This window comes from Streptomyces sp. NPDC054813, from assembly GCF_053611365.1.
Genome location: NZ_JBSHAF010000063.1, coordinates 1 through 10,236 on the forward strand (window position 1 = coordinate 1; position 10,236 = coordinate 10,236).

The window sequence follows — 10,236 nt, forward strand, 5'->3', positions numbered from 1 at the left end:
CATCCGTTGGATGAGGGCGAACCTAGCCACCCCCACCCCCTTAGAAGGCTCCGCGACCTGCCAAAACGCGGTTTGCGATCTTGTTTTCCGTGTCGTGATTCTTGAGCTGTGCCGAGGCGCCCGGCGCACTCACATCACGACAACGGGAAGAAGACTCCACCGTGTTGACGCATCTCGCGAGGCTCGCCCAGATCGTTCCCGCCTTGCTCGGGCTCCTCTGGCTCGTCGCTCTCGCGTCCAATCCGATCGCCCCGTGCGGCCCCTCGGCCAAGCACCCCGCGAAGACCATCACCGACCACCTGCGCGCCATGGCCAACCACGCCCGGGCGGTGGCGGTGCTGATCGCCCGGAAGTCCGGCGCGGGCGGCGACAAGTAGATCGTGCCCCGGCGGCAGGCGCCGTCCGTCGGGGCACCTCGCATCGGCCGTCGACGGTAGGCAGTTGACGCGCAGATCTACCGCGCCGAAGCACTTTTGGCGAACAGCTACAGAAACGCTGTTCTCCGGTCAGTGCACCCCGGCTAGCGTTGTTCTCGCTCGTTCCAAGAACGGCGATTACTGCTCCTTGGCGTGCGGTTGGGCCCTGGGCGCCCGGGTCCGGCACGTAGCCGTCCGGGAGGAGGGAGACGTCTGTGGGCGAGCGCACCAGGCCGAGGAGGGCCAGCAGGATCGCGCGGCGTGTGCGGTTGTGGCTGGGGCCGATCTCGGCCGCCGCGTACTGGGCGGGCAGGATCATCCGGGACCTCGTGTTCCCGAGGTGCTGACGGCCGCCCCGGCTCCCGATAGCTGAGCCGGGACAGCCGCCTCCTACGCGGTGCGGGCCCTGGCCGTGGCTGCGGCCGGGGCCCGCTGGCGTACGGCAACGATGGCACGGCTCCCGCCGACGGCGCCATGTTGATGACCGCGGGGCTCGATGACTTCTCCGACGTCCCGTTCAGCCTCGTCCGCGCGGTGTGAGGCCGGGCGGGGCGGGGGGACTGAAGGGAGCCTCGGGTTCCTGGGCGCGGGCCCAACCGTGCGCGTGCATGGTCTCGCTCTCCCAGTCCTCGAACAGCTGGGGGAGTGCTTTCGGGTCGCGGTCGGCGTCGCGGTGCCAGCGGATGAAGGCGCGGGCTGCGGGGCGGTGAGCGTCGCAGGCGGCGCAGAGCTCCATCCACACACCGGTCCCGAGTGGGCCATGCCAGTGCAGCAGGAGGTCGCTTCCGCAGCGGGAGCAGGGCCGAGCCGGCTGTTCCTCGTCGTCGCGATCGGCAGGACGCATGCGGGCCAGTTCTTCGTCAGTGACGTCGTCGAGGCTGCCGTTGAGGTTGCCGATCCGGCTGAAAGACCCGTCCGGGCGTACCAGGTATCGCCAGGTGAAGGACATACAAGTCCCCTTCCCGTGGAGCAAGACGCGAACGGTCACGATCTGCCCCATTCGCAACCTAAGTCAAGGGCGGAGACACACGTGAATAGGGATCGACCAGAGCGCTCTCAGTACCTGGCCGTCGGCCCTGCGCTCTGGCCCGAGGCGGGCAAACAGGAACATCCCCACGTTCAGGTGCCCAAGACGACTCACAGCGGCGGGCGTTGGGGGAAGATCAAGAGAGAGCACGGAAGGATGAGTCGCTGACGGGGAGAGGCGTGTGGCGAAGAAGCAGCGCGGGGTGCGCATCCCGTGGGTCAAGGACGCGCTGGGCAACGAGTACGACCGGTCGGAGATCGACCGCCAGCCGCACCCGCGCTACGTGATGCCCCTCAAGTGCGGCGGGTGCGGAACCAGGGTGAGCGCCCGGCATGGCAACGCCGACGATCCAGACGGCCGCACCTCCCACTACTTCAGGCTCGACCCGCACACGCCGACCTGCACGTACGACCTCGACCAGCGTGGCAAGCAGCTCACCGGCGGCTCGGCGGGCACGGTGGTGCGGCGCGCCGGTCAGTGGCGGCTGATCTGCCCGCCACTGGACCATCTCGGGACCGGCGGCCACACTAAACGACCACCGGCCGGGACGGTCCGCCCCGGCAGTACGGGCGGGGCGGGGCCCCGGGCGACCAGCAAACAGGCAGGACAGGCGATCGCCTCGGCACGCCGCATCGTGCAGATCCTCCAGGACTTCGACCAGGACCCCGAGGTAGCCGAGGAGTTCGCCGCGGTCGCCCCTGACGGGACACGCAACATCCCATGGACGCAGTTCTGCCGCGGCCGCGCCGACGCCGACCAACTGGCTCAGGCACTCGTCGACGGCACCGCCGATACGATCCCGCGCGCGGTGTGGGGGCCCGTCAGCACCGCCGATGCCGTCGGCCGCGACCGCGACTCGTACGTGGTCATGTACGTGGCCCGCAACCCCGTCCACATCGAGGACAGGCCCGTACGGCTGCGGGTCGCGGTACGCTGCGACCGCCCCGACTGGATCGGGGCCACCACACGGTCGGGGCAGGTGCTCGCCTACGGCTACTGGAAGCTCTTCCCCGACGACCTGTCACGTGCGCAAAGCCAGGGCTGGATCGAACTGCAGCTGTGGGTGAAACAGCCTTGGCAGGTGACCCGTTGGGACACCGACGGCACCACTGTGGACCTTCCCAAGCCCGTCGTCCGCCCCCGCCAGCCGAAGCCGGCACCCGGCCGCGCGGCCATCAGCCCGGCCCCGTCACCGACACGGGACGTGCCGCAGCCGGAACCTCCCGCAACACCTCCTCCCGCCGCCCTAACGCCGCCCCCGCCACAGGAGCGCCAGGAACCGGTGCCGTCGGGCCCTGAACCACCCGCTGGCCCGACAGGAGAATCCGGGCCGCCTGCGGAGCCCCCGCACCCGTCACGGCCTCCGCTGCCCTCGACGCCACCGCTTCCGCCGTTCCCGCCGCCGGGACCAGGAGAGGACAGTCGGCGCTCGGCCCTGGGCCGGTGGCTGCGCAACGTCCGCCGCCGCCGTAACTGACCTCGGCCGACTGGGTTGTTGTCGCCGAGGAACCGTCTCGCCGGTCCGGAGCGGCCCTTGCAGAGGCATTGATCAACCACATCACGAGTCATTACGGTGTGTGAGTGGATGATGACGAGGGGGACAGCTTCTCCGATGCGATTCGGCTTCTGCTGCTCATCGCGGCGGTGTGCGATCCGTTGAACGAAGCCGAACAACAGGCCGCGCCGAAGGGTGCGGTGGCTGTCCTGCGCGCCGAGGGCCGGCTGCAGAAGCTGGACTTCTGGCTGCGCAACCCGGATTACCTGGCCGATGAGCTTCTCAACGACTACGAGCGCGAACATGAGCCCATCAACCTGGAGCTGGCCGGCAGCATCCTGGATTCGGACGAGCCGGAGATCTGCGCCATCCCGATGCTGCGCTACCTGTTCGGGGCGTTCGAGTACATCGACCTGGCGATGAGCATCCTGGCCGTCCCGCGGCTGGTGGTGGTCGTGCCGCGGCGCACGGTCAACCGGGTGCTGCAGGACAATTACTACCTCACGGCCAAGGGACGCGAGCTCGCCGAGCGGGCTACGGAGCAGTTCCCGGTCCTGGCCTGGTACACCGAACGCGCCCGCCTCGTCCGGGCGCTGGCCGAGGCCACCGGGCACTCCGCCCTGGCGCTGCGCAAACGGCAGTACCTGCAGCGTGACTACGCCCAGACCCCGCTGAACGAGGTCATCCCGTCGATCGCCGACCGGGCCCGCGCGCGCCTGGCCCGGCTGCGCGCCGAAGCAGAGCAGGGGGACGCCGCGTGACCACAGAGCCTTTGCCGGTCCCGTCCGATGCTGAGCTGTATGAGCAGATCGCCGCCCGCGTGCCGTCCGCTGATGTGGAGAGGGTGCGCGACGCTCTGTCGGCTCACGGCATCCAGCTGACCAGCCCGCTGCCCGCGCGACGGCAACTGGTCGTGCACCGGCTGTACTGCGAGGGCACCAAGACCGGCACGGACGACAACGACGGTGCCTTCACCTTCGACGTCCCACTGGGGCCGGGCCCGTGGGCGATCGCCAGCACCCTGAACAACGTCGGCAAGTCGAGCCTTCTGTGGGCGCTGAGCTACGCCCTGCGCGGGGACGGCTTCGACGCCTTCAAACGACCGGAAACGGTGAGCTGGTTCTCCTACGTTCGCGCGGACATCGAGGTCGCCGGCGTCGCCGCCTCCATCCGGCTGACCTTCGACAAGCCCGACCGCCCCAGCTGCCGGCTCCTGAGCGCCGACACCCTCGAGCACCTCGCAGCCCTCGATGGCTCCCAGGAGACCGGCCCCGGCGTACGCGTGGCGGCGACCGCGGAACCCGACGGCGTCAAGGAGCTCATCGACCGTTTCATGCTCGACCGCCTGGGGCTGCGACCGCTGCCCCTGTGGGCGGCCGAGGCCGGCGCTCCGAAGGACGCCGACGGCAACCGCGACAGCGCGGAACAGGTGCACGGCTGGGCCAGCTACTTCTACGCCATCGCGCTGAACTCGGGAAACTCCAGCGTCCTGCTGGGCCCAACGTCCTACAACCAGCTCCCCGTGAAGCTGATGCAGCTCTTCCTCGACGTCCCCTACGCATCCGAGCTCACCCAGATCAACACAGCCCGCAAGAAGGACACCCAGGAGAGCAACCGCGTTCAGCGCCGGGCGCGCGAAGATGCCCAGGCCCGCGAGCAGCAGACCGAGCCACTGCGCCAGGCGCTCAGAGCCGCCGAGGAGAAGGTGGCGACCCTGGAAGTGAACCAGCCCGACCTGACGGGCCTGCTCGCCGACGTCGACGCCGCCGCACGTCAGCTCGCCCACGACCAGGCAGCTCTCCAGGAGGCGGAAGAAAGCCACGCCCTCGCGCACAAGGCCCGCCTGAAGGACGAGAGAGCCGTCCGCCGAGCCCAGCAAAGCAACGCCGCCCGACTCCTTCTGGGATCCCTCGAGCCGGAGTCCTGCCCGCGCTGCGACCACGAGATCGACGATGCCCGGCGCACCGCGGAAGAGACCGACCACCGGTGCTCGATCTGCGCAAGCCCTCTGCCGGAGGTACAGGACGACCCGGACGCGCGGGCTGCACTGCTCAGCCGGCTGGAGGACCGGGTGAACGCCTCCCGCACAGCTGAAGACGTAGCCCGGCAGGCTGTTCAGACGACCACCACCGCCTGCGACAACAGCCGTACCGCGTACGACCTGGCGAACGCCCGGCTTACCGCGGCACGCTCCGGCAGCTGGTACACCCACCTCGAATCCGCCCGACAGGACGTCTACCAGCTGCGCGGTGCTCTGGCTGTCGCCACCGGCAACGGGACGGGACTGCCGGAGGTGGTCGGTGACTACGTCACCGCAACGACAAACCCGTCGGACACCGAGGATGACTCCGACGACGGCGACGCCATCTTGGAGGCGGCCGCCGGGGTGTTGTCAAAGGTGGTCGCCGACCACAGTAACGCCCTGTTCGCCGACCTGAACCGCGAGATCGTCGGCATTGCCCACGACCTCGGTGTGGCCAACCTGACCAGCGTCGACCTCAACCTGGCGGGGCACCTCAACGCCCGCAAGACCGGTGCCAAGCACCCCTTCAAGTCGTTCAGCCCCACCGACCGCCTGCGCATGCGCATCGCGGCCATCGTCGGCATGATCAAAGTCGGCCGCAAACGGGGGATCATGTCCCACCCCGGCCTGCTGCTCATCGACGCGCCCACAGCCGAAGAGCTCTCCCACGACAACGCGCGCCAGTGCATCAAGACCCTCTACGACACCGCGGCCAACGACCACGGCATCCAGATCTTGATCACCTCGATCGACGACGCCGTTTGGGAGTTCTTCCCCGAGGACCGTACCGTGACCGGTCCTGACAAGCGTCAGCTTTTCTAGGCCAGGCCACCAGGGGTATCCAGCAACGCGAGGGAGGCGGAAGGCATCGTGCACGTCATCGACGAACGCCTGGCTCAGTGGGCCGCACGCGCCTCCCGTCCCCAACTGCGCGCCGGCCCGACGGTGGACGACCTCGGAGGCCTCGACGTGGTCCTCGCCGCCGCAGACCACCTCGCGCAGGGCCCCTTCCTCCACCACCTCATCCAGGCGACCGCACACCACCTCGACGCCTTCGGTACCGAAGCGTGCAAGCCGCTGTACGACGCCGTCCTGGGCGGCCTTCGGACCAACACCAACCACGCTGCCTTCGCCAGCGCCACCGACGCCCTCGCCGGCCACCCCGCCCTGGCACGTGAACTCGGCACTCCACTGAATCGAACGCTGCTCGCCCGCCTCCAACAAGCCCAAGATGCTGACGACGACCTCGCCGCGGCCCTCATCGGGGTGGAAGCCGCAGACTGTCTCGTCCAACTCACCCTGGCCGGCATCATCAAAAGCGCTGCGCGTCTCCTCGGCGCCATGGACGAAGCAACCGAGGACCCCGCCGCGCTTCCCGAGGCGATGGCCACCCGCCTGCCCCGCCTCCTCGGCGTCCTCGACGCCCACCATCCCAGCGCCGGCCTCCGCGACGCCCTCGAACGCTGCCTGATGCTCGACCACACCTGCCGAGACGCGGCATTCGAACTCGCCCTCGGCGACCTGCGCCAGGCTCTGGAACAAGACCAGTACGCGCCCATGGCCGAGCAACTCGGCAAAACCCAGGACCGGCTGGCCGAACTGATCACTCTCGATCCCGACCGTCTGGACGCCCAGCTCTACCACGCCGCCATCGAGGCCGTCCTCGGCCTGTCCGCTCCCGACGCCCCCACACGCGTCCACACGGCCGCTTCCACTCTGCGCGACGCCCTCCACCGCTACCGGGACTATCGCTATCGCACCCGCACACCGGCCTGGGCACGACCGCGCCAGAACGATGTGATCGCCTGGTCGGAACTCACCGTCGTGCTGGATGGCGCCGCCGCACACCTCGCCCACGATGACCCCTGGTACGAGGGCGGCCACGGCATCCTCACGGCACTGCTGCGCGCATACACCGCGCACAACACGGTCGCCGTACTCAAGGACACCCCCGCGGCCGCGGCCGTGGAGACCCTGGTGGCGCCTGTCGTCGAAGACGCCTTCCTCCAGCACGAGCACCGGCAGCGCTTCCTCGAGCACGCCCTGGCCCATGACGAGGAACTCCGCGACGATCCCGCGGCCCAGCAACTCCACGCCGCTCTCCTCCACCGCACCAAGACCAGCAAGACCTCCCTCGGTCAGCAGGCGAGTGATCAGGGAAAAGCGCGCCGCTGGCAGCGGCTGGCACACCAACTCAAGGACGACTTCGGTGCGTTCGTTGACCAGACGCCGGAGCACGTCCTCGACCGCCTGGAGCTCGGCCTGCGCACCCACGAAGACGTCCTCGCGCCCATCGCCGACCCCAAGTACGGCCGCCTCAAGGCGCGACTTCTCAGGCAGCTGGAAAGCTCCAGCGACTGGATTACCGGCATCGCCGACGAGTTCACCGCTCTCCTGGAAACCACAATCCGCTACGCCTACCTCTGCTATGACGTCGGCCGAAAGATGGGCGGCTCGTACACCGAGCACCTCCGCAAACGCGACAAAGACGGCAAGAAGCAGAAAGTAGATGAAGCTCTATTCCATCAGCACTACCGGGAAGTGCTGCAGTTCTCAGCGCTCTTCAGCGTCGTTAACTCAGAAGTCATCGACAAGGCAGGCGGAAGAACCGACATCCTCGTCTCCTTCGGCGCCGTGCAATTCAACGTCGAATGCAAGATCGAAGAAGACGACGCGAGCGAAACCGCACTACGTCAATACGTCGCCCAAGCGGCCGAATACCAAAACACCAACGCTGGCTTCGCCATCCTGCTCGCTCTCGACAAAACCGTCGACGTCGAAGGCGCCGTCAACCTCTTCTCCAGTATCTGGATCGAACCCGTCCAGCGTCCCGGCGAATCCGAACCATGCCTCGTCGTCATCATCCGCATTCCAGGAGGACGCGAAAACCCCAACCTGCTGCGCCCTGCCCCCGCCTCGTAGCGGCGACTGCGCCGGCTTGGGGCAACCCTCCCACCGGGGTGGAGCTGCCGACGACCTCAGAGGCCCATCTCACGCTGCTGCCTCGTCTCGGGAAGCGGGGCACTGCGGCCGGCGGGCATACTGGAGAGGCGCAGTTTCGCGTACAGGTGCGGCGATGCCCCGGCGGTACGGCCGGGGCATCACTGCGTCTGAGAGCGATCAGGCGACCGCGTGGAGGCCGCCCTTGCCGGGCTTGGGCGGGCGCTTGGCGTAGCCCGGGACCTTGATCGGGGGAGGGCCGCCGACGGCGAGCTGCTGGGTCATCTCTTTCTCCAGCTCGTGCTGCGACTCGTAGCCGGCCACGGCCGGGTTGAGCGCGTAGCGGTGGCCGCGGCCGCCGCCGGAGCGCAGCACGATGCCGCGGTCGACCAGCAGTCCCATGGCGCGGCTCATGGAGGCCTGGCCCACGCCGAGGATCTCGTCGATCTCGGATTGCTTCATGCCGACGGAGCCCCCGGGGTCCTGGTGCGCGACCATCACCGAGAGGACGTCGATCGCCGTTGGGGTGAGCTGCAGCTGGTGCAGCATGCCCAGCAAGTCCGTGGTGGTCATCATGGCGAGGGGATCCCTTCGGTCAGCCGAGCTCGGTTCGGGAGAACAACGTGAGCTCGGGTGCGAGTTCGTCGGGGAACTTGGAGTCGAGGACGAGTGCTCGCAGCTCGGCGAGGAAGTCGTGCTGCTCCTGGCCGTTTCCGTTATACGCGACGCGAGGGTTGAGCTGGTAGGAGGACCTCTTGACCTTGCGGATGAGGTTCTTCTCGCAGAGCGCGTCGAGGGCGTGGCCGATGCTGGTCCGCTTCACGCCGAGCTCGGCTGCGATCTCAGCGTGTGTGCACTCGATCTTGCCCTTCTTCTGCCTGCCGATCATGTTCGACAGCACAGCAGCCTGGAGCTTGCTGATGATGTTGTGCATCAGGCAGTACGGCAGGACGCGCCGCAGGAAGTAGTTGGACACGAGGGAGTAGCCGGCCTCGCCGAGCATGTCGTGAGGGGGGCGTCGGTAGACGACCGTCTTGACCTCGTGGACGGGGCCCTTGCCGAACTGCTCTGCGATCCGGCGAGCAAGGTCGGTGCCCCCGTCCTGCTCAACAGGCCTTACAGGCTTGGGCGGTTGGGGTCGAGGGCTCGCGCGCCATGCGCGCAGACCCTCTGCCGCTGCGTCCATGTAGATGATCCTTTCGCGTACAGGTGCTGCGCACTGTACGGCAAAAGTTGCGACCATCCGCATGTTACACGCGGGAGAGTTGCTGCTCGTCGCAAGTTTGTGTCGGCGGTCGCCGACATCGGCGCAGAGCCTGGCCTACCCGCCCCGTGCGATGGGACGTCCGCACGCGCGGCCAGTTGCCGACGCGGCGTCCGTATGTAACTCGCCGGGTAGTGATCCGGCGAGGGAAGTCTTCTTGAGATGGGCGCTGCGGACCGCTGAACCTGGAGGTCAATACTTGCGTCTATTCGCATGTCTCACCGGAGAGTTGTGCATAGGCGCATGTTTCTAACCTGAGTGCGGGTATGGACCGACATCCGAGCAAACCTAATGTCGGTGGCCGCCGACATTAGGTTTCACAAAACCGCAGGTCAGAGGCCGCTTTTCCCGAGCGCCTCTTAACTAAAGACGAGCCTCCGCCACAACTCCTTCCCCCGTGCCCCCTGTACTTTCCCAACTACGCCTGTTTGAAGGGGAGTTACCTGCCGTGAACAGCCGCCGGCCAGTGCGGGCGGGTGGGTGGGTGGTGGGCTTCGGGGATTGGGGGCGGCCTGGTGTTGGTTGCGCGTCGGCTGGCGCCGCCGCGCCGTGCCGTGCTGGCGGGCCCGGTGGACAGGCGGGGGTGGGGGAGGGGGGAGCAGGGGCCCGGAGGGCTCCTCTCCCGTCCTCTCCGTCCTCCAGCTCCCTGTCCTGCCCCCTCCGTCTGTCTCTCTCCTCCACCCCACACCCCAGGGATGGACACCCGGGCCGTTCTGCCGGAGGCAGCCCAACCCCCCACCCGAACGGGCGATCGGGCCCCGGAGGGGCCCCTATTGCCCTTCCCTTGTATTCCGTGATTTACTTTTCCCACGGAATACAATTAAAGTCCCCTCGGTTTGAAGGGAATCGGAGATTCCCCCCGAACCTCACCCCGGGAAAAGGCGCATGACGGACCCTCAACCCAATCCCCAACTCAAACCCGAACTCTCCACCCCCACAATCAAAATCAGCACCCGAATTTGTGCCGGAGGCACAAACCCTCTCCGCCCGTCTTTTCGTGCCGGAGGCACGCAGGGTTATGGAATGGCCGGAGGCCAATTCCATAACCCCCCGCCGGAGGCGGGCAATTCG

8 protein-coding genes are annotated in these 10,236 nt (G+C 67.8%); 5 read left to right on the plus strand and 3 right to left on the minus strand.

Features of this window, described 5'->3' with window-relative positions:
• The first annotated feature begins 161 nt into the window (after positions 1 to 161).
• Entirely contained in the window at positions 162 to 377 is a 216-nt protein-coding gene (locus ACWGJB_RS49580) for a hypothetical protein (RefSeq protein WP_453386602.1), read from the plus strand.
• Positions 378 to 933: 556 nt separating this feature from the next.
• Here the strand turns inward: ACWGJB_RS49580 and ACWGJB_RS49585 are convergent.
• Positions 934 to 1,365, minus strand: a complete 432-nt coding sequence (locus ACWGJB_RS49585; protein ID WP_453386603.1) for a DUF6300 family protein — start codon at positions 1,363 to 1,365, stop codon at positions 934 to 936.
• Between the two features lie 259 nt (positions 1,366 to 1,624).
• Here ACWGJB_RS49585 and ACWGJB_RS49590 point away from each other — a divergent pair, with 259 nt between their 5' ends.
• From ACWGJB_RS49590 to ACWGJB_RS49605, 4 genes are all read left to right on the plus strand, one after another.
• Positions 1,625 to 2,920 carry a hypothetical protein gene (locus ACWGJB_RS49590; RefSeq protein WP_453386604.1) on the plus strand — a complete coding sequence of 432 codons (1,296 nt, stop codon included), beginning with the start codon at positions 1,625 to 1,627 and terminating at the stop codon, positions 2,918 to 2,920.
• Positions 2,921 to 3,024: 104 nt separating this feature from the next.
• On the plus strand, positions 3,025 to 3,699 hold the full coding sequence (locus ACWGJB_RS49595) for a hypothetical protein (protein ID WP_453386605.1): 675 nt from the start codon (positions 3,025 to 3,027) through the stop codon (positions 3,697 to 3,699).
• The gene (locus ACWGJB_RS49600; RefSeq protein ID WP_453386606.1) at positions 3,696 to 5,783 is read left to right on the plus strand and encodes a hypothetical protein; all 2,088 of its coding nucleotides are present in this window, start codon (positions 3,696 to 3,698) and stop codon (positions 5,781 to 5,783) included. Before ACWGJB_RS49595 ends, ACWGJB_RS49600 begins: the two co-directional genes overlap by 4 nt.
• A 48-nt stretch (positions 5,784 to 5,831) precedes the next feature.
• The gene (locus ACWGJB_RS49605) at positions 5,832 to 7,883 is read left to right on the plus strand and encodes a hypothetical protein (RefSeq protein WP_453386607.1); all 2,052 of its coding nucleotides are present in this window, start codon (positions 5,832 to 5,834) and stop codon (positions 7,881 to 7,883) included.
• A gap of 198 nt (positions 7,884 to 8,081) precedes the next feature.
• Here the strand turns inward: ACWGJB_RS49605 and ACWGJB_RS49610 are convergent, their stop codons facing one another.
• Together ACWGJB_RS49610 and ACWGJB_RS49615 are read right to left on the minus strand one after the other, a co-directional pair.
• The gene (locus tag ACWGJB_RS49610; RefSeq protein WP_062012246.1) at positions 8,082 to 8,477 is read right to left on the minus strand and encodes a Fic family protein; all 396 of its coding nucleotides are present in this window, start codon (positions 8,475 to 8,477) and stop codon (positions 8,082 to 8,084) included.
• 19 nt (positions 8,478 to 8,496) lie between these two features.
• Entirely contained in the window at positions 8,497 to 9,087 is a 591-nt protein-coding gene (locus ACWGJB_RS49615) for a replication/maintenance protein RepL (protein WP_390849086.1), read from the minus strand.
• Between the last annotated feature and the right edge of the window lie 1,149 nt (positions 9,088 to 10,236).

Coding starts and splice junctions, on each gene's coding strand:
- ACWGJB_RS49585 (WP_453386603.1), bottom strand. CDS start 1,365: ATGTCCTTCACCTGGCGATACCTGGTACGCCCGGACGGGTCTTTCAGC.
- ACWGJB_RS49610 (WP_062012246.1), bottom strand. CDS start 8,477: ATGATGACCACCACGGACTTGCTGGGCATGCTGCACCAGCTGCAGCTC.
- ACWGJB_RS49615 (WP_390849086.1), bottom strand. CDS start 9,087: ATGGACGCAGCGGCAGAGGGTCTGCGCGCATGGCGCGCGAGCCCTCGA.